Origin of the sequence: Pseudonocardia sp. CA-142604, assembly GCF_050948475.1 — a bacterium.
Lineage (GTDB): Bacteria > Actinomycetota > Actinomycetes > Mycobacteriales > Pseudonocardiaceae > Pseudonocardia > Pseudonocardia alaniniphila.
Map to the genome: position 1 here is coordinate 2243672 of NZ_CP192045.1, position 19095 is coordinate 2262766.

Here is a 19095-nt window from a genome sequence, read left to right on the forward strand (position 1 = left end):
GCGTACTCGTGCGCGGATACGAGCGCCCCCGCACCCGTATCCGCGCACGATCCCCCGCTCGTGACGCAGCAGGTCAGACGGCCGCTGCCGCCCGTGTCACGAGCACGTCGCCGCTCCCGGTGCGGCCGCGCACCTGGAGCGCGGCGGGCTGCTCGGGAGCCACCCCGGTCACCTCCAGGTCGCTGCGGGTCTTTCCCGAGCCGGACGTCAGGTCCAGCTCGGCCCGGACGCCGGGGTGCACGCCGATCCGCAGCCCGCCGGAGCCGGTGGTCAGCTCAAGGCGTCCGCAGCGGGCGTCGGAGATCTCGACGTCGCCCGAGCCCGTACGCACGCCGAGGTCGGCATCAACGGTGCCCACCGTGACGGCCCCGCTGCTGGCCCGCACCTCGGCGGGCCCTCCCGTGGAGGCCACCGCCACCTTTCCCGACCCGGTACGCACCCGCATGCGACCGGCCACGGCTCCGACCTCGACGTCGCCGGACCCGGTGGTGACGTCCGCATCGCCGTCCACGGCGGCCACGGAGATCCGGCCCGAGCCGGTGCGAACGCCTGCCCACCCGGCACGGCCGGTCACCCGGACGTCACCGGCGCCTGCCCGCGCGGCCAGGCGCGAACCCGCAGGCGCCGACACGGTGATCGCCAGCGGCACCACGCGCAACGGCAGGTCCTGCGAGGACCGGACGACGAGCCGCTTTCCCGTCTCCGACCAGCTGATCTCCGCAGCCCGCACTGCGTCGGCCGCGAGGTCGTCGACGCTGCGTCCGATGCCGGGACCGCCGTGGCCGCCGAGCCAGTTGATGATGCCGCTGAGCCCCTGGGTCCAGGTGTTGCCCGCGGACGGGTCGTGGCGCACCTCCACGCGCACGTCACCCGCGCTGCCCTCGCCGGTGCCCCCGATCTGCTCGTCGAGGTGCACGCGGATGCGGCCGACGTCCACCGTCAGCTCCATCTCGACGGCGCCGTCCACCGGCCAGCTCTGGCGGCGTACCAGCTCCTCCGAGCCGGTCGGCTCGTCCGTCCCGAAGTCCGTCGTGTCGTCCACGCCGCTCACCCCTCGACCCATCCGCGTAGGCGCCGCTCGTCACGGTCGCCCTGTGCCCAGTCCCGGCGGTCGTGCCGCCGTCCGCCCCCCGCCAGTGCCCCTTGCACGGCCTGCGCCACCCAGGAGTTGAGCGACACGCCCTGTGCGGCCGCGGCCTGCTCGGCCTGGTTCTTCATCTGCTCCATCAGCCGTAGCGTGATCCGGCTGATGTCCCCCGCGTCCGCGCCCGGTGGGAAGCCGCGGAACGGCGGCGGGTTCGGCGACTCCGCTGCGACGGGTTCGGCGGCGGAGTCGGCGCTGACCGCGACGCGGACGTCGCGGCCGTCGAGGCGCACCTCGACCACGCGGTCCGGCAGTGCGGCGGTGACTTCGGCCGCGAGATCGGAGAGCGCGTTCATGAGAGCCAGCCGGGCGGCCGGCTCGATGGCGGCACCGAGCAGTGCGGCGGTGCGCTGTGTCTGCTCGCCACCCGCGGCCGCTGCGGAGGAGAGGTCCTCCCGCAGCTGCGTGATGTACTGGCTGAGATCCATGACATCACTGTGGCGTCACTCGTGACGCCAGTCAAGGAGAATCCTGACGCCATCATGGGCGTTCGTGGCGTCAGCCGGTGTCACGCGGAATGGTCAGGGGCCCGGGCTACCCTTCGGACCCATGCCGCAGATCGTGCCGCTGGGCGTCCAGCTCGTCGCCAAGACCGAGTTCGTCGCACCCGAGGGCGTGCCGTGGAGCACGGACGCCGACGGGGGCCAGGCGCTCGCCGAGTTCGCGGGGCGTGCGTGCTACCAGTCCTGGGCCAAGCCCAACCCGGCCACGGCCACCAACGCCGGGTACCTGCGCCACATCCTCCAGGTCGGGCACCTCTCCGTGCTCGAGCACGGCACGGTCAGCTTCTACCTCACCGGTGTATCGCGCTCGCTCACCCACGAGCTCATCCGCCACCGGCACTTCTCCTACAGCCAGCTGTCCCAGCGCTACGTCCCCGAGCGCGACGCCGCCATGGTCGAGCCCGACGTGATCGCGGGCGACCCGGAGCTCCACGAGCTGTTCACCGAGGCGACCAAGGCGTCGGTCACGGCCTACGAGCGGCTGCTCGAAGGGCTGGAGAAGCGCTTCGCCGACGTCCCCAACGCCACGTTGCGGCGCAAGCAGGCCCGGCAGGCGGCGCGTTCGGTGCTGCCCAACGCCACCGAGACCCGCATCGTCGTCACCGGCAACTACCGCGCGTGGCGCCACTTCATCGCCATGCGGGCGAGCGAGCACGCCGACGTCGAGATCCGCGAGCTCGCCATCGAGTGCCTGCGCCAGCTGCAGCGCGAGGTGCCCAACGTGTTCGGCGACTTCGAGATCGCGACGCTGGAGGACGGCACCGAGATCGCGTCGAGCCCCTTCGTCACCGAGGGCTGAGCGCGCGCCACTGGTTTCGTCGGCACTAGGGTCTGCGCGGTGAGCCTGGCGAGCAACGAGCGTGCGGGGATCTGCGACGAGTTCGAGCGGGTCGGGCCCGAGCGGCCCACCTTGTGCGAGGGGTGGTCGACGCGCGATCTGCTCGCCCATCTCCTGGTGCGCGAGCGCCAGCCGTGGGCGGCGCCCGGGATCGTGGTGCCGGTGCTGGCCCCGGTCACCGAATGGGCGATGCGCGGCTTCGACAACGTGCCGTGGGGCGAGATGGTCGGCCAGCTTCGCTCCGGCCCGCCGGTGTGGTCGCCGTTCCGCATCGGCAACCTCGACGAGCTGGCCAACGGCATCGAGCTCTTCGTCCACCACGAGGACGTGCGACGGGGTGAACCTGGCTGGGAGCCACGTCAGCCCGACGCCGAGCGCGACGGTGCACTCTGGTCCGCCATCACCCGGATGGGGCGCCGGCTCTACCGGCACAGCCCAGTGGGCATCGCGCTGCGTCGCCCCTCCGGCGACCAGTACGTCATCACCACCGGCTCCGGCCTCGTGACGATCGTGGGTGAGCCCGCGGAGCTCGTCCTGCACGCGTTCGGCCGCGACGCCGTGCGTGTCGAGCTGGAAGGTGACGCCGCGGCAGTGGCGGCGGTGGCCGCCACCCCTCGCGGAATCTAGGGCGGGGCCGCCCTGCCCGGAGGGCATTTCGATGCACCCGGCTCCGGCGCTGGGGGTCACTCGATGTCTTCCGGGCGGTACCGTCACCCCATGAGCCCCACCCCTCCTGGAGCGCGCTCGGCAGGCCGGCCGTTCGGCCGGGTGCTGACCGCCATGGTCACGCCTTTCGACGCCGAAGGTCGCCTCGACCTGAACAAGGCCGAAGCGCTCGCCGCCCACCTTCTCGACCTGGGAAATGACGGACTGGTGGTGAACGGCACCACGGGGGAGGGGCCCACCACCAGCGACCGCGAGAAGTCCGACCTGGTACGGGCCGTTGTGAGCGCGGTGGGGGACCGCGCCACTGTGGTGGCGGGGGCGGGCACGTACGACACCGCCCACAGCATCGAACTGGCCCGCGCCGCGGAGAAGGCGGGCGCGCACGGGTTGCTCGTCGTCACGCCGTACTACTCGCGGCCGCCCCAGTCGGGCCTGCTGCTGCACTTCACAGCGATCGCCGACGCCACCGAGCTACCGGTGATGCTCTACGACATCCCGCCCCGCAGCGTCATCCCGATCGAGATGGAGACGCTCCAACGGCTCTCCGAGCACCCGCGGATCCTGGCGGTCAAGGACGCGCGCAACGACCTCCGTGTGGGCACCGAGGTGATCGCCACCACGTCCCTGGCCTACTACTCCGGGGACGACCCGGTGAACCTGCCGTGGCTGTCGGTCGGCGCGGTCGGCTTCGTCAGCGTGATCGGGCACGTCGTGGCCGACCGCCTGCGGGAGATGCTCGACGCCTTCGAGGCAGGCGATGTGCACCGCGCCCGCGCCGTGAACGCGAGCTGCCTGCCGATCACCCGCGCGATGGGGCGCGTGGGCGGGGCAGTGTTCTCGAAGGTCGGGCTTCAACTGCGCGGCATCGACGTCGGCAACCCGCGTCTGCCGCTGCCCCCGGCCACCGACGAGCAGGTGGAGGCCGTGGCGGCCGACCTGCGCGCGGCCGAAGTGCCGCTCGGTCCCGACGCGTACCGATGCGTCGGTGAGGTGAGCGGCCTGTCTGCATCCAGTGCCGGAAGCCTCGAGGTCGGGGTCGCCTACCGCTGAGCGGTCTTCGGCACGTCTTTCACCACTATCACGAGGAAAACTACTTGAGTCGTCCCCCTGCACGGTCCGACCGCTCCCGGTCCGATCGCCGATTCCGGCCGCCCCGGCGCGAGCAGAGCCGCCCGGCTCCTCCAGAAGCGGTCAACCCTGTCGAGCTCCCGGCCGCGCCCCCGCCGCCGTTGCCGGAAGGTGCCCTGCGCGTGGTCGCGCTTGGAGGCATCGGCGAGATCGGCCGCAACATGACCGTGTTCGAGTACGAGGGCAGACTGCTCGTCGTCGACTGTGGTGTGTTGTTCCCCGCTGAGGACTCCCCAGGCGTCGACCTGATCCTGCCCGATTTCCGGGCGATCGAGGAGCGCCTTGACGATATCGACGCGCTCGTGCTCACCCACGGCCACGAGGACCACATCGGTGCGGTGCCGTTCCTCCTGCGCCAGCGTCCTGACCTGCTGATCGTCGGCTCCCGATTCACGCTCGCACTCGTGGCGGAGAAGTGCAAGGAGCACCGCCTCACCCCGCATCTGCTGGAGGTGAAGGAGGGCGCCCGAATGCGGCACGGGGCGTGGGACTGCGAGTACTTCGCGGTCAACCACTCCATCCCGGACGCGCTGGCCGTCGCGATCCGCACGCCGGCGGGCCTGGTGCTGCACACCGGTGACATCAAGCTCGACCAGCTTCCGCTGGACGGTCGGCTCACCGACCTGGCGGGATTCTCGCGGCTCGGGGACGAGGGCGTGGACCTGTTCCTCGTCGACTCCACCAACGCCGACGTCCCCGGGTTCGTGATCGCCGAGCGCGAGATCGGCCCCGTGCTCGACGGGGTCTTCCACAACTCGCCCGCGCGCATCATCGTGGCCTGTTTCGCGAGCCACGTGCACCGTGTGCAGCAGGTGCTCGTCGCGGCGGCGGAGCACAGGCGGAAGGTCTGCTTCGTCGGCCGCTCGATGGTCCGCAACATGGGACTGGCCGCCGAGCTGGGGTTCCTGGACGTGCCCGAGGGGCTGCTCGTCGAGCTCGACGAGGCGATGGAGCTACCCGACAACGAGCTGGTGATCGTCTCGACCGGATCCCAGGGCGAGCCGCTCTCGGCGCTCGCGCGGATGGCCCGCGGCGACCACCGCTCGGTGGGGATCAAGCCCGAGGACACGATCATCCTGGCCAGCTCGCTGATCCCGGGCAACGAGACCGCCGTGTTCGGCGTGATCAACGGCCTCACCCGGCTGGGCGCCTCGGTTGTGCACCAGGGCAACGCGAAGGTGCACGTCTCCGGCCACTCACCGGCGGGGGAGCTGCTGTTCCTCTACAACGCCGTTCGGCCGAGCAACGTCATGCCGGTGCACGGGGAGTGGCGCCACCTGCGGGCGAACGGCCGGCTCGCCGTGCAGACCGGGGTGCCGGAGAAGTCGGTGGTGCTGGCGGAGGACGGCGTCGTCGTCGACCTGGTGGACGGCAAGGCGTCGATCACCGGTCGTGTCGAGGTGGGTCGCGTGTACGTCGACGGGCTGGCCGTGGGTGACATCGGCGAGAGCACCCTCGGCGACCGCCTCGTGCTCGGCGAGGGCGGCTTCATCTCGATCACCGTTGCCGTCGACTCCAACACCGGCCGGGCCATGTCGCGCCCCACGCTGTCGGGCCGCGGCTTCTCCGACGACCCCAAGGCGCTCGACGCGGTGCTGCCCCTCGTGGAGGACGAGCTGTCCCGCACCGAGGCCGAGGGCATCACCGACACCCACCGCATCGCACAGGCGGTGCGCCGCGTGGTGGGGAAGTGGGTGGGGGAGACCTACCGCAGGCGGCCGATGATCGTGCCCACGGTGATCCCTGTCTGACCGGCCCGCGTGCCGGGGCCGGAGGTCCGGCCCCGCACGCAGACGGTCACTCGGCCGGGTCCAGGCGCACCACGGGGAACGTACGGGTGGTGTGGGTCTCGTACTCGCGCAGGTCGGGCCAGTAGTCCACGAGTGCCGCGTACAGCCGGTCCCGTTCGGGACCCTCCCGCAACACCGTCGGCGTCGCCGTCAGGGTGCGCCCGCCGACCTCGATGGTCACCTCCTGCATCGCGGCGAGGTTGCCGACCCAGGCCGGCTCGTCAGGCGCGCCACCGGCCGACCCGACGAGCAGGTAGCTGCTTTCGTGGGCCAGGTACAGCAACGGATGGACGAACTCCCGCCCGCTCTTCCGGCCGACGTCGTGCAGAAGGAGCAGCTCGACGTTCTTGAAGTGACCGCCCATCGCCTCCTGGACGTCCCCGGCGTTGGCTCGGAACTCGGTGATGACCTGATCGTTGAGGTCGCTCATTCATGACTCCCTGCGGATACGCCGGACGATCGGTACCGGCGCAATAGTACGTTGGGAGACAGAAGATCTCACACACCGCAGATTTGCGAGGAGTGGGTGCTCGTCAGTCGCCGTGACGCGGTTCGTGAGGCTCCTGGCCGGGCGGCAGGTTCGAGCGGTCCGGGGCGATCACGGTGGACATGTCGCCCGAGTCGGGCAGCTTCACGTGCGGCATGGTCCCGTCCGCATCGAGCAGCAGGTCGGCGGTGCCCGGTCGCAGCGTCTCCCCGCGGAAGAACGGCGGCGCCATCCGGCTGTAGATCAGCATCAGTACGGCGCCCAGCACCAGCGCCCCGATGCCGATGATGAAGACCCCGCCGACGCCGAACAGCGTGGTGGAGCCCGCGTCCGGCGAGGCGTAGTCGATGCTGGAGAGGACGAACGCGGCGAGGAGCATCAGCCCGCCGAGCCCGGGCAGCACGCCCTTGATCCACAGGTCGCGCCCGCGGAGCTGCCGCCGGTAGAACCACACGCAGGCGAAACCGGTGAGCCCGTAGTAGAACGCGATCAGCAGCCCGACCGCGGAGATCGAGTCGGCCAGCACGTTCCCGCTCACGAGCGTGAGCCCGACGTAGAACACGATCGACGCGATCCCCATGGCCCAGGTGGAGAAACCGGGCGTCAGGTAGCGCGGGTGGATCGACGCGAAGCGCGCCGGTAGCGCCTGGTAGGCGCCCATCGACAGGGTGGCCCGTGCCGTGGGCAGGATCGTGGTCTGGGTGGAGGCGGCCGACGAGGTCAGCACGGAGATGATCAGCAGGATGACGAATGCCTGGCCGAGGCCGCTGTCACCGAACACGGCCGGGCCGATCGCGGCGAACACGTCGTCGGCGTTCTCCGGGTTGCCCAGGCCGATGCCCTCCGTGCCGGTTCCGGCGAAGGCGACCGTGGAGAGCGACACCAGTGCGTAGGTGGCGAGAAGCAGCAGCGTGGACAGCACGGCGGCGCGCCCCGGCGTGCGGCCCGGGTCGTCGCTCTCCTCGTTGACGGCCACGGCGGTGTCCCAGCCCCAGTACAGGAAGACGGCGATGAGCACCGCGTCGACGAGGTCGGAGAGGGAGAGGCCGCCCGGCCACAACCAGCTGAGGCTCGGGGTGATCGCACCCTCGGGGGCCTCACCGCTGTAGACCTTCACCAGTGCGACCACGGCGAATGCCGCCAGCACCAGGAGCTCGACGCCGAGCAGGCCGTACTGGAGCCGTGCGGACACCTCGATGCCGCGGTAGCAGATGTAGGTCATCAGCGCGATCCACACCACGCCTGCGACGGTGGTCCACAAGGTGCTCGCGGCCAGTGAGTCGGCTCCCACCAGCAGGAACGAGTACTGGCCTGCGATCTGCGCGAGGTTGGCCATGACGATCACGTCGGCGGCGATGATGCCCCAGCCGCCCATCCAGCCCATCCACGGACCGAAGGCCCGGCCGGCCCAGGTGAACGTGGTGCCGCAGTCGGGCTCGGCGCGGTTGAGCTCGCGGTAGGCCACCGCGATCAGGTACATCGGCACGAACGCCAGCAGCATGATCGAGGGCGCCTTGTCGCCCACCAGCACCACGATCAGCCCGAGGCTCGCCGCGAGGCTGTAGGCGGGGGCGGTGGACGCCAGTCCGATCACCACGCCGGAGGCGAGCCCGAGGGCCCCGCCGTTCAGGCCCTTCGCCCCGGGTGCCGCGCCGTTCGGCGCCGTGACCGGGGGCTTCGCCTCTGTGCTCATGGTTCCTCCCCCTGGTCACCCTGTCACCCGATGTGACGCACGCGCACCTTAGCGTCGCAGACGACGGAATTCGAGACCCATCTGTGAGATCACGGTGAAATCCGTGTTGCCTTGATGGATCGTCTACGGATTTCGTTTCCAGATTGTTGCCGACCGTCTATGGTCCAGACCGTGCTCGCTGCTCCGGAGCCGCATCCGGCCTCTCACGCGCTGCTCGACGACGTCGGCAAGGCCATCGTCGAACAGCTCCAGGAGGACGGGCGCAGGCCCTACGCCACCATCGGCCGCAGCGTGGGTCTCTCCGAGGCCGCGGTGCGCCAGCGCGTGGCACGCCTGCAGGAGGCCGGAGTGATCCAGATCGTCGCCGTCACCGACCCCCTGCAGCTCGGGTTCCGTCGGCAGGCGATGGTCGGCGTGCGCACGGACGGGGACGTGGTCGACGTGGCCGACGCGCTGGCCGAGATGCCCGAGGTCGACTACGTGGTGATCACGGCGGGCAGCTTCGACGTGCTCGTCGAAGCGGTCTGCGAGGACGACGAGCACCTCCTGGAGCTGGTCGGCAGGCGGATCCGGGCACTTCCCGGCGTCCGCAGCACGGAGACGTTCGTGTACATGAAGCTGCGGAAGCAGCATTACAACTGGGGAACCCGGTGACCACGACACCCGAGACCGTCGCTGCGTCCGACCACACGACCTCCGCCGGCCGCACACCCCGCGGCACCGACCGCGGCACGGCCGCCCGCAACCACCTGTGGATGCACTTCACCCGCCACTCCACCTACGAGGACGGTGGGCAGGTCCCGATCATCGTGCGTGGCGAGGGCTGCCGGGTGTGGGACGCCGCCGGCCGCGAGTACATCGACGGCCTCGCGGGCCTCTTCGTCGTGCAGGCAGGCCACGGGCGCCGTGAGCTCGCCGAGGTGGCGGCGCTGCAGGCGTCGGAGCTGGCCTACTTCCCGCTCTGGTCCTACGCCCACTCCGGCGCGATCGACCTGGCGGAGCGCCTGGCGTCGTATGCACCGGGCGATCTGAACAGGGTCTTCTTCACCACCGGCGGCGGTGAGGCCGTCGAGAGCGCCTGGAAGCTCGCGAAGCAGTACTTCAAGCTCGTCGGGAAGCCCACCAAGCACAAGGTGATCAGCCGCTCGGTCGCCTACCACGGCACCACGCAGGGGGCGCTCGCGATCACCGGCGTGCCCGACCTGCGCATCCCGTACGAGCCGCTCGTGGCAGGCGCCTTCAAGGTGCCCAACACCAACGCGTACCGCGCCCCGCACCACGTGAGCAGCGACCTCAAGGCGTTCGGTCGCTGGGCCGCCGACCGCGTGGAGGAGGCGATCCTCGCCGAAGGTCCGGACACCGTCGCCGCGGTGTTCGTCGAGCCCGTGCAGAACGCGGGCGGGTGCTTCCCGCCGCCGCCCGGCTACTTCGAGCGCCTGCGTGAGATCTGCGACGCCCACGACGTGCTGCTCGTGTCCGACGAGGTGATCTGCGCGTTCGGCCGGATCGGCAACATGTTCGCCTGCGACGACTTCGGCTACGTCCCCGACATCATCACCTGCGCCAAGGGGATGACCTCCGGGTACTCGCCGATCGGCGCGATGATCGCCAGTGAGCGGCTGTTCGAGCCGTTCCGCTCGGGCGCCACGTCGTTCCTGCACGGCTACACGTTCGGTGGCCACCCCGTGTCGGCGGCCGTCGCCATGGCGAACCTCGACATCTTCGAGAGCGAGGGCCTGAACGACCACGTGCGCCGGGAGTCCCCGGTGTTCCGCGCGACGCTCGAGAAGCTCCTCGACCTGCCGATCGTGGGGGACGTGCGGGGCGAGGGGTTCTTCTTCGGGATCGAGCTCGTCAAGGACAAGGACACGAAGGAGACGTTCGACGCGGAGGAGAGCGAGCGCCTGCTGCGCGGGTTCCTCTCGAAGGCGCTGTTCGAGGCCGGGCTCTACTGCCGGGCAGACGACCGCGGCGACCCCGTCATCCAGCTGGCCCCGCCGCTCGTCGCGGGCCCGGCGGAGTTCGACGAGATCGAGGGGATCCTCCGGGGGGTGCTGACGGAGGCGTGGTCGCGACTCTGAGCGGTCTCTCCCTCTGGCACGAGCAGGTCGTCGCCGACGGGGACCCGCTCACGCCGCGGCCGCCGCTCGGCTGCGACATCGATGCCGACGTCTGCATCGTCGGGGCGGGCTACACCGGACTGTGGACGGCCTACCACCTGCTGCGCGGCGACCCCGGCCTGCGCGTTGTCGTGGTCGAGCGGGAGGTGGCCGGATTCGGGGCGAGCGGGCGCAACGGCGGCTGGTGCTCTGCCCTGTTCCCGGCGAGCACGGCGGCCCTCGCGCGGCGCCACGGCGAGGCGGCCGCGCTCGCGATGCGATCTGCGATGCGCGCCGCCGTCGACGACGTGGGCGCGGTCGTGGTCGAGGAAGGGATCGCGTGTGACTGGCGCAAGGGCGGCACGGTGGCCCTGGCGCGCACGCCCGCGCAGCTGATCAGGGCCCGGGCAGAAGCGGACGGCTCCGGCGACGACGAGATCGCGCTCGTCGGACCGGAGGAGGCTGCAGCGCTGGTCGGGGCGTCCGGCGTGCTGGGAGCCACCGTCACCCCGCACTGTGCGCGCATCCAGCCCGCCCGACTGGCCCGTGGGCTGGCCCGTGCCGTCGAGCGGCGAGGCGGATGCATCGCGGAAGCCACCACCGCACGATCGATCGGGGCGCGCCGGGTCGTGACGGACCGAGGGGTCGTGCGGGCCGGTGTCACCGTGCGGGCCACCGAGGCGTGGAGCGCGGGGCTCGCGCCGCGCTCCGTCGCCCCGGTGTACTCGCTGATCGTCGCCACGCGGCCGCTGCCGCCGTCCTTCTGGTGGGTGGCCGGGCTCGAGAACGGGCAGACGTTCACCGACCACCGCCACCTCATCGTCTACGGCCAGCGCACGGCCGACGACCGGCTCGTCTTCGGCGGCCGCGGTGCGCCTTACCACTGGCGCTCGCGGATCCGGCCGTCGTTCGACCGGGACCCGCGAGTGTTCGCCGGGCTCCGCGCCGCGGCGACCGACCTGTTCCCCGCCCTGCGGCCCGCCGATTTCACCCACGCCTGGGGCGGGCCCCTGGGCATCCCGCGCGACTGGCACGCGGGCGTCGGGCTCGACCGCGACGACACGGGCGGCGGCACCGGCTGGGCGGGCGGCTACGTCGGCGACGGCGTCGGGACCTCCCACCTCGCCGGCCGTACCCTCGCCGCCCTGATCCTCGGCCGCGACGACCCCGTCACCGACCTGGCGTGGGTGGGCCACCGCTCACGGCGGTGGGAGCCGGAGCCGCTGCGCTGGCTGCTGGTGAACGCCGGTCTGCGCCTGATGACCCTCGCCGACGCGGAGGAACGCCTGACCCGGCGTCCGAGTGTGGTCGCCGCGTCCCTCTCCCGCGCGCTGGGCGGATGAGGACGGCCGAAGTGGCTATAATCGGTGTGCAAAATGTGGCCACCTAGGAGCGGCGATGGAGATCGGGATCCGAGAGCTGCGCGACGGTCTGAGCAAGCACCTCGCCGATGTACGCCGAGGCGCCACGGTCACCGTGACCGACCACGGCCGGCCCATCGCTCGTATCGTGCCGATCGACCGGCCGAACCGCCTGGAGCAACTGCGCGCCGAGGGACGAGTCCGCCCGGCGTCTCGCCGGAAGCGACCCGCGCCCGAGCCGGTCGAGGCGTCCGGGACGGTCACCGATCTCGTCGACGATCAGCGTCGGTGATCGGCTACCTCGACACCTCCGCTTTCGTCCCCTTGCTGGTCGCCGAACCGGGGAGCCCGGCCTGCCGCCGGTTCTGGGACGATGCCGACGCTGTGGTGTCCTGCCGGTTGCTCTATGTCGAGACGGCCGCGGCACTCGCCCAGGCGCTGCGGATGGCCCGGCTCGACAAGCACCAGTACGAGCGGGCCCGGCACCTGCTGGACGCGCTGTGGGCCGAGGTCGAGGTGATCGAGTTCGACGAGCTTCTCGCGGTGGCCGCTGCGGAGGCAGCGCACGTCCTCGGTCTGCGCGGCTACGACGCCGTCCACTGCGCCGCAGCCGAGCAGCTGGCTGACGAGGACCTGGTCGCCGCGTCGGGGGACCGGCGGCTCTTGGAAGCCTGGGGCGAGCGCGGCCTCTCGACGTACGACACGAACGCCTGACGCTGATCGCCGCGAGATCGCGATTTCGGCCCTCCGCAGGGCGAAAAGCCGGATCTCGCGACGATCAACTGGTCATGGCAGGCGGAAGTCCACGTCGGCCGGGAGCTGCGCCGTGTCCATCTGCGCCTTCTGTAGCTTGCCGGCGTAGTCCCAGTTCATCGACTGCCAGCGGGTGAACTGGTCGAGCACCCACACTCCTGACTGACGGCTCCCGTTCCCCGACCGCCCGTTGCCACCGAAGGGAAGGTGCGCCTCCGCGCCCGAGGTCGAGTTGTTGACGCTCACCATCCCGGCGCTCACCCGCTCCCGGAAGCGGAACGCATGCACCGGCGTGGAGGTGTAGATCGATGCCGAGAGCCCGTAGCCGTGTCCGTTCGCGAGCTCGACCGCCTCGTCGAACGTGCCGAACCGCGCCACGCCGACGATCGGCCCGAACGTCTCCGTCCGGTAGATCTCGTCCTCGGCCCGCACGCCGTCGACGATCGTCGGGTGGGCGTACAGACCGGCCTCCGCATCGCCGGTGAATCTCTCCCGCGGGTTCGCTGCGGTGATCCGGCCGGTGCCGGACGAGCCGTGCAGCGTGTGATGTGGGCGCACGAGGTCGAGGTGGCGCTCGAAGTTCGCCAGGAACCGCGTGGAGATCATCGGCCCGTAGAGGACGTCGGCTCGCATCGGGTCGCCGATCACCGCCGCGCGCACCGCGGCGTCGAAGCGGCGCAGGAACTCGTCGTGCACGCTCTCGTGCACCACGACCGTGCCCAGCGACGTGCAGCGCTGCCCGGCCGTGCCGAAGCCGGAGAACAGCGCGCCCTCGACGGCGAGGTCGAGGTCGGCGTCGGGCATCACGACCAGCGGGTTCTTCCCGCCCAGCTCCAGGCACGGATTCTGCAGATGGCGCCCGGCGAGCTCGCCGATCCGCACGCCCACTGCCGACGACCCGGTGAACCCGATCTTGTCCACCAGGCCGGCGTCGAGCGCTGCCGTGAGCCCGTCGAACGTGGCGGGTCCGTCGGTGAGCACGGTGTTCAGCACGCCATCGGGCAACCCGCCGCGCACGAACAGCTCGGTGAACGCCTCGGCGATGGCCGGGGTGTACTCGGCGGGCTTCCACACCACGGCGTTGCCGCAGAGCAGCGCGGGCACCAGGTACCAGGACGGCACCGCCACCGGGAAGTTCCCGGCCGTCACGATCGTGGCCACCCCGACGGGCACGCGGAACGTGAAGAGCTGTTTGTCCGGCATCTCGCTGGGCACGGTCTGCCCGTAGAGCCGCCTGCCCTCCCCGGCGAAGAACGTGCAGGTGTCGACCACCTCCTGCACCTCGCCGCGGGACTCCGCGAGGGGCTTGCCGATCTCGCGCGTGACGAGCGCGGCGAGTGCCTCGGCGTTGGCCTCGACGAGCCGGCCGATCTGCTCGACCACACGTCCCCGGACCGGAGCCGGGGTGGCGGCCCAGGCGCGTTGCGCGGCCCGCGCGGCCCGGCACGCCTCGACGAAGGTGCCGGCGTCGCCGAGCAGGGCCTCCGCCACGGTCTCGCCGCGCGCCGGATCCACCGACGCCAGGCGTCCACCAGGAGCGTTGTCGCGCCACTTACCGTCGATGAACGACCCGATCGTGCGCGCAGGGCCGTTCACGCTGCCACCGCCCGCGCGATCGCCCCGACCGCCAGCGCGAGATCGTCCTCGCCGATAGTCAGCGCGGGCCGCAGCCGGATCGACCGCTCACCACCGCCGAGCACGAGCACCTTCTCGTCGCGGTGCAACCGCTGCAACGCGGCCGCCCGGGCCTGCGGCGACGGCAGGTCGAAGGCGACGAACAGCCCGCGCCCACGGACGTTGTCGATGCCGTCGACCGCGCGCAGGTCCTCGAGCAGCCTCTTGCCGAGCGTGCCGGCCCGCTCCACCAACCCCTCGGCCTCGATCACCTCGAGGTAGCGCCGTGAGCGCACCATGTCGGTGAGTCCCCCTCCCCACGTCGAGTTGATCCGCGAGGGCACACGGAACACGTTGTCGGGCACCTCGTCGACACGGCCACCCGCCATGATCCCGCACACCTGCAGCTTCTTGCCGAACGCCACGATGTCCGGCTGGACGTCGAGTTGCTGGTAGGCCCACGCCGTGCCGGTCATCCCGCAGCCGGTCTGCACCTCGTCCAGCACGAAGAGGGCGTCGTTCTCGTGGCACAGCGCCTGCATCGCCCCCAGGAACTCGGGGCGCAGGTGGTTGTCGCCGCCCTCTCCCTGGATCGGCTCGGCGATGAAGCACGCGATGTCGTGCGGGTGCGCCTCGAACGCGGCCCGGGCCTGCGCCAGCGCCCGGTCCTCCGCCGCCTGCACCTCGGCGACGTCCATCGGGAACCGGATCGCCGGAACGTCGATGCGCGGCCAGTCGAACGTGGGGAAGCGGGCCGTCTTCACCGGATCGGTGTTGGTGAGGGAGAGGGTGTAGCCGCTGCGGCCGTGGAAGGCCTTGCGCAGGTGCAGCACCTTCGTGCCACGCCCGCTCGGACGTCCGTGCAGGGCGTTGTGCTGCTGCTTCCAGTCGAACGCGGTCTTCAGCGCGTTCTCGACGGCCAGCGCGCCACCCTCGACGAAGAACAGGTGGGGCAGCGCGGGGTCGCCGAGCACGCGGGCGAACGTCTCGACGAATGCCGCCATGTGGGTGGTGTAGATGTCGGAGTTGGACGGTTTGTTGACCGCCACCTCCGCCAGTTCGGCCATGAACGCAGGATCTTCGGTGAGAGCCGGGTGGTTCATGCCCAGCGGTGCCGAGGCGAAGAAGCTGAACAGGTCGAGGTGTCGCGTCCCGTTCCGTGCGTCGACGATCCAGGAGCCGCGGCTCTCATGGGTGTCCAGGACGAGGTCGAAGCCGTCCACCAGGAGGTGGCGACGAAGGCTGTCGTGCACGCGCTCGGGGCTGACGGTCTCGGGCATGTGTCCAGTGTCTTGACGCGATCCTGACGGCGCAGCCAGTCATCCGTCGGTGTTGACCGGCGAAGTGCCACCATGTCGCCCGTGACGCCGACGGATCGTCAGCTCGACGAGCTGGACCGCCGATTGCTGATGCTCCTGGCCGCCGACGGGCGTGCGCCGATGGCGGAGCTGGGGCGCAGCATCGGGCTGTCCCGCACGGCCGTGCTCGCCCGGGTGCAGCGGCTCGAACGCGCCGGGGTGATCCGCGGCTACCGCGCCGACGTCGTGCTGCCGGGGGAGGCCGCCGCGCACCGGGCCCGCGTCGGACTCGTGATCCGCACACCCGACGTGGCGGGGTACGTCCAGCGGCTCCGCGAGCTGTCGGGCGTGACCGAGATCGAGACGGTCACGGGGGAGTTCGACCTGATCGTGCTGGTGTCGGCCCCGAGCGCAGGCGAGCTCGACGTGGTGCTGGACCGGATCTCGGGCTGGCGGGAGACCGTGCGCACCACGACCTGGGTGGTGCTCACCCGCTACGGCTGAGCCCGCGACTCGGATACCGCTCAGATACCGCTGGGAACGCTCGCATGCCGGCTGAAGTCCATCAGCCAGTTGACCTTCCACGTGCGCCCGGCGTCGTAGGAGAAGGACTGCTGCCACCGGGGCGTCTTCCCGGCCAGCCACTCGAACCGCACCGTGACCTCGTAGCCGCCGATGACGTCGTCGGCGAGAAAGACGCCCTGGTCGCCTGCGAAGGAGCCGACCATCGGCGGATCGAGGTGGCCCGGGTTGCGGCTGGAGCTCCACCAGATGTTCCAGGTGCCGGCCGCCGGATCGAACAGCCGCAGCGTGAAGCCCTCGAACGGAGCGCCGTCGGGCGGATCCGGGACGTCCATGCGATCGACGTGGCCGACTCCCCGCAGGACCGGGAACACCTCGCTGGTGGCGTCGAACTCCACCCATTCCTCGCAGCGCGGATCAGTGGTGTCGCGCAGCTTCCTGTTCTGCACCCGCCACGAGCCGTGGATGAAGTCGAAAGCGCGCGCCCCGTCGTCCGTCACGGCGATCACTCTCTCAGTGACCCCCGACACTCCCGGCACGGGCGTCCCGACGGACACGAACGGCGGGTGTCGGTCACCGGACCGGGGCGCCGTCCCGGATACCGTGGGGGTCATGGCAGGACGATCGACCGCCGGCGGCAGCCGGAGCACCGCGGCGGCGGCGTCCCGCGGGACGAGTGGGCGCAAGCCCGCCGCTCGCAAGCCCGCCGTCCGAGACTCCGCCCGGTCAGCGGCGCGCCGCTCACCGGGCCGCCGCCCCGCTGCCCGCAAGCCACCGCCCCGCTGCGGGCCCGACCTGCTCGACCGCGGGCTCGACGCGGTCGGCCGCGGGATCGCCGGGCTCGGTCGTGGGGCGGGTCGCGCTCTCGGGCGCACCCGTGAGCTCGACCCCGCTCATCGTCGCGACGGGCTCGGCGTCGTGCTGCTCGTGCTGGCGGTCGTGAGCGCGGCCGGTATCTGGTGGGGAGCAGGCGGCCCGGTCGGGAGATGGCTGTCGGCCGCGGTCGGCTTCGTCATCGGGCTGGGGTCCGCGGTGCTGCCGGTGGTGCTGGCGTTGACCGGTGCCGCCCTCATGGCCACGCGACCGCACCCGGAAGCCCGACCGCGCGTGGCCGTCGGGTCCCTCCTGCTGACCCTCGGTGTGCTCGGGCTCGTGCACCTCGCGGCGGGGCGTCCCGACGCACCCGGTCTCTGGGTCGACGGCGGCGGTGCGCTCGGCTACCTGGCCGCCACCCCGCTCGCCACCGGCCTGACGGCGTGGGTGGCGGTGCCCGTGCTGGTGCTGCTGTCCGGGTACGCGCTGCTGGTGCTCACCGGCACGCCGGTGCGCGAGGTCCCCGCTCGCTTCCAGCGGCTGCTCGGGCCGGGCGTGGGCGACCCGGCCCTTGCCGAGGGCGACCGGGTCGAGCCCACGGCCGATCCCATCACCGACACACCGCCTGTGGCGCTGCGGCGCCCGTCGCGGCGGCGACAGGCGTCGCGGGTGGCGGACCCCGACCAGGACGCCGGCAACGAGCCCACGGCGGCACCGGAGGCCTCCGCGGCCCCCGACGAGCCGCCTGCGGCGCGCCCCAAGCGCAAGCCGCCCGCCACGGTTCCGGCCACCCCGCCCGCCGAGCCGGAGTCCGACGGCGCCGTCGGCGAGCAGTTGCGCCTCACCGTCTCCTCGACCGAGGGGGAGGGCACCTACATCCTGCCGCCCAGCGACCTGCTGCCCACCGGGCCGGTTGCCAAGCTCCGCAGCAGCGCCAACGACGCGATGATCGAGTCGATCACCGGCGTGCTCGACCAGTTCTCGGTGGACGCCCAGGTCACCGGCTTCACCCGCGGCCCGACGGTCACCCGCTACGAGATCGAGCTCGGCCCGGCGGTCAAGGTCGAGAAGATCACCCAGCTGACCAAGAACATCTCCTACGCCGTCGCCACCGACAACGTGCGGATCCTGGCGCCGATTCCCGGCAAGTCCGCCGTCGGCATCGAGGTGCCGAACACCGACCGGGAGATGGTCCGCCTCGGCGACGTGCTGCGCAGCAGCACCGCCCGCGCCGAGCAGCACCCGCTGGTGATCGGCCTGGGCAAGGACATCGAGGGCCACTTCCTCACCGCCAACCTGGCGAAGATGCCGCACCTGCTGGTGGCGGGCTCCACCGGCTCCGGCAAGTCGAGCTTCGTCAACTCGATGCTCGTCTCGCTGCTCTCGCGGGCCACTCCGGACGAGGTCCGGATGATCCTCATCGACCCCAAGATGGTGGAGCTCACTCCGTACGAGGGCATCCCGCACCTGATCACGCCCATCATCACCCAGCCGAAGAAGGCGGCCTCCGCGCTGGCGTGGCTGGTGGAGGAGATGGAGCAGCGCTACCAGGACATGCAGGCCAACAAGGTCCGCCACGTCGACGACTTCAACCGCAAGGTGCGCTCCGGCGAGATCACCGCGCCGCTGGGCAGCGAGCGGGAGTACCGGCCCTACCCGTACATCCTCTGCATCGTCGACGAGCTGGCCGACCTCATGATGACCGCGCCGCGCGACGTCGAGGACGCGGTCGTGCGCATCACGCAGAAGGCCAGGGCGGCGGGCATCCACCTCGTGCTCGCCACGCAGCGGCCCTCCGTGGACGTCGTCACGGGCCTGATCAAGACGAACGTTCCGTCGCGGCTGGCGTTCGCCACGTCGTCGCTCACGGACTCGCGCGTCATCCTCGACCAGCCGGGCGCCGAGAAGCTGATCGGCATGGGCGACGGGCTGTACCTGCCGATGGGAGCCGGGAAGCCCACCCGCATGCAGGGCGCGTTCGTCGGCGACGACGAGATCTCCTCGGTCGTCACGTTCGTCAAGGAGCAGGCCGAGCCCACCTACACGGAGGGTGTCACCGCCCAGAAGGCGGGGGAGGCCAAGGAGGTCGACCCCGACATCGGCGACGACCTCGACCTGCTCCTGCAGGCGGCCGAGCTGGTGGTCACCTCCCAGTTCGGGTCCACATCCATGCTGCAGCGCAAGCTGCGTGTCGGGTTCGCGAAGGCGGGCCGGCTCATGGACCTGCTCGAGTCGCGGGGTGTCGTCGGGCCGTCCGAGGGGTCGAAGGCGCGCGACGTCCTGATCAAGCCGGACGAGCTCGAGAGCGTGCTCTGGCTGATGCGGGGCGGTGGCGGGCCCGAGCCCGACGCCGACGACGCCGACGACTGACAGTCACCCTCTGTGC

Annotated in this window: 18 protein-coding genes; 11 read left to right on the forward strand and 7 right to left on the reverse strand. The window is 71.4% G+C overall.

What is annotated here, in order from left to right; all coding sequences use genetic code 11:
* Positions 1-73 precede the first annotated feature (73 nt).
* Positions 74-1042: a DUF4097 family beta strand repeat-containing protein gene (locus ACQPZQ_RS10170; RefSeq protein WP_433294394.1), complete on the reverse strand. Its 969-nt coding sequence runs from the start codon at positions 1040-1042 to the stop codon at positions 74-76.
* A gap of 5 nt (positions 1043-1047) precedes the next feature.
* Entirely contained in the window at positions 1048-1572 is a 525-nt protein-coding gene (locus ACQPZQ_RS10175; protein ID WP_433294396.1) for a toxin-antitoxin system HicB family antitoxin, read from the reverse strand.
* 121 nt (positions 1573-1693) lie between these two features.
* Between ACQPZQ_RS10175 and thyX the strand changes: the two genes are divergently transcribed.
* From thyX to ACQPZQ_RS10195, 4 genes are all read left to right on the forward strand, one after another.
* Positions 1694-2446, forward strand: a complete 753-nt coding sequence (thyX, locus tag ACQPZQ_RS10180) for an FAD-dependent thymidylate synthase (RefSeq protein WP_344725310.1) — start codon at positions 1694-1696, stop codon at positions 2444-2446.
* A 39-nt stretch (positions 2447-2485) separates the two neighbouring features.
* On the forward strand, positions 2486-3112 hold the full coding sequence (locus tag ACQPZQ_RS10185; protein WP_433294398.1) for a TIGR03085 family metal-binding protein: 627 nt from the start codon (positions 2486-2488) through the stop codon (positions 3110-3112).
* A 90-nt stretch (positions 3113-3202) separates the two neighbouring features.
* Positions 3203-4201: a 4-hydroxy-tetrahydrodipicolinate synthase gene (gene dapA, locus ACQPZQ_RS10190; RefSeq protein WP_433294400.1), complete on the forward strand. Its 999-nt coding sequence runs from the start codon at positions 3203-3205 to the stop codon at positions 4199-4201.
* Positions 4202-4401: 200 nt separating this feature from the next.
* Complete coding sequence (locus ACQPZQ_RS10195; RefSeq protein WP_433294402.1) at positions 4402-6030, forward strand: ribonuclease J; 1629 nt, start codon at positions 4402-4404, stop codon at positions 6028-6030.
* Between the two features lie 46 nt (positions 6031-6076).
* Here the strand turns inward: ACQPZQ_RS10195 and ACQPZQ_RS10200 are convergent, their stop codons facing one another.
* Both ACQPZQ_RS10200 and ACQPZQ_RS10205 read right to left on the reverse strand, forming a co-directional pair.
* A complete protein-coding gene (locus ACQPZQ_RS10200; protein ID WP_433294404.1) occupies positions 6077-6499 on the reverse strand; it encodes a nitroreductase family deazaflavin-dependent oxidoreductase in 423 nt (140 codons plus the stop codon).
* A 103-nt stretch (positions 6500-6602) separates the two neighbouring features.
* Complete coding sequence (locus ACQPZQ_RS10205; RefSeq protein ID WP_433294406.1) at positions 6603-8249, reverse strand: APC family permease; 1647 nt, start codon at positions 8247-8249, stop codon at positions 6603-6605.
* A 159-nt stretch (positions 8250-8408) separates the two neighbouring features.
* Between ACQPZQ_RS10205 and ACQPZQ_RS10210 the strand changes: the two genes are divergently transcribed.
* The 5 genes from ACQPZQ_RS10210 to ACQPZQ_RS10230 all read left to right on the forward strand — a co-directional run bounded on the left by ACQPZQ_RS10210 (position 8409) and on the right by ACQPZQ_RS10230 (position 12423).
* Positions 8409-8903, forward strand: a complete 495-nt coding sequence (locus tag ACQPZQ_RS10210; protein WP_433294408.1) for an Lrp/AsnC family transcriptional regulator — start codon at positions 8409-8411, stop codon at positions 8901-8903.
* 101 nt (positions 8904-9004) lie between these two features.
* Positions 9005-10330 (forward strand): aspartate aminotransferase family protein, encoded by a 1326-nt coding sequence (locus ACQPZQ_RS10215; protein ID WP_433299106.1) that lies wholly within the window; start codon positions 9005-9007, stop codon positions 10328-10330.
* Entirely contained in the window at positions 10315-11691 is a 1377-nt protein-coding gene (locus ACQPZQ_RS10220; protein ID WP_433294410.1) for an NAD(P)/FAD-dependent oxidoreductase, read from the forward strand. The genes ACQPZQ_RS10215 and ACQPZQ_RS10220 overlap by 16 nt, the downstream gene beginning before the upstream one ends.
* 55 nt (positions 11692-11746) lie before the next feature.
* Positions 11747-12001 carry a type II toxin-antitoxin system Phd/YefM family antitoxin gene (locus ACQPZQ_RS10225; protein ID WP_433294412.1) on the forward strand — a complete coding sequence of 85 codons (255 nt, stop codon included), beginning with the start codon at positions 11747-11749 and terminating at the stop codon, positions 11999-12001.
* Complete coding sequence (locus tag ACQPZQ_RS10230) at positions 11998-12423, forward strand: type II toxin-antitoxin system VapC family toxin (RefSeq protein ID WP_433294415.1); 426 nt, start codon at positions 11998-12000, stop codon at positions 12421-12423. The genes ACQPZQ_RS10225 and ACQPZQ_RS10230 overlap by 4 nt, the downstream gene beginning before the upstream one ends.
* 72 nt (positions 12424-12495) lie before the next feature.
* Here the strand turns inward: ACQPZQ_RS10230 and ACQPZQ_RS10235 are convergent, their stop codons facing one another.
* Together ACQPZQ_RS10235 and lat are read right to left on the reverse strand one after the other, a co-directional pair.
* A complete protein-coding gene (locus tag ACQPZQ_RS10235) occupies positions 12496-14058 on the reverse strand; it encodes an aldehyde dehydrogenase family protein (RefSeq protein ID WP_433294417.1) in 1563 nt (520 codons plus the stop codon).
* Positions 14055-15356 carry an L-lysine 6-transaminase gene (gene lat / locus ACQPZQ_RS10240; protein ID WP_433294420.1) on the reverse strand — a complete coding sequence of 434 codons (1302 nt, stop codon included), beginning with the start codon at positions 15354-15356 and terminating at the stop codon, positions 14055-14057. The genes ACQPZQ_RS10235 and lat overlap by 4 nt, the downstream gene beginning before the upstream one ends.
* Before the next feature lie 81 nt (positions 15357-15437).
* On the opposite strand from lat, the gene ACQPZQ_RS10245 reads away from it, so the two are divergent.
* A complete protein-coding gene (locus ACQPZQ_RS10245; RefSeq protein ID WP_433294422.1) occupies positions 15438-15878 on the forward strand; it encodes an Lrp/AsnC family transcriptional regulator in 441 nt (146 codons plus the stop codon).
* Between the two features lie 20 nt (positions 15879-15898).
* Here ACQPZQ_RS10245 and ACQPZQ_RS10250 read toward each other — a convergent pair whose 3' ends face one another.
* Positions 15899-16396 carry a hypothetical protein gene (locus ACQPZQ_RS10250; protein WP_433294424.1) on the reverse strand — a complete coding sequence of 166 codons (498 nt, stop codon included), beginning with the start codon at positions 16394-16396 and terminating at the stop codon, positions 15899-15901.
* Positions 16397-16508: 112 nt separating this feature from the next.
* On the opposite strand from ACQPZQ_RS10250, the gene ACQPZQ_RS10255 reads away from it, so the two are divergent.
* Entirely contained in the window at positions 16509-19079 is a 2571-nt protein-coding gene (locus ACQPZQ_RS10255; RefSeq protein ID WP_433294426.1) for a DNA translocase FtsK 4TM domain-containing protein, read from the forward strand.
* Positions 19080-19095: the final 16 nt, after the last annotated feature.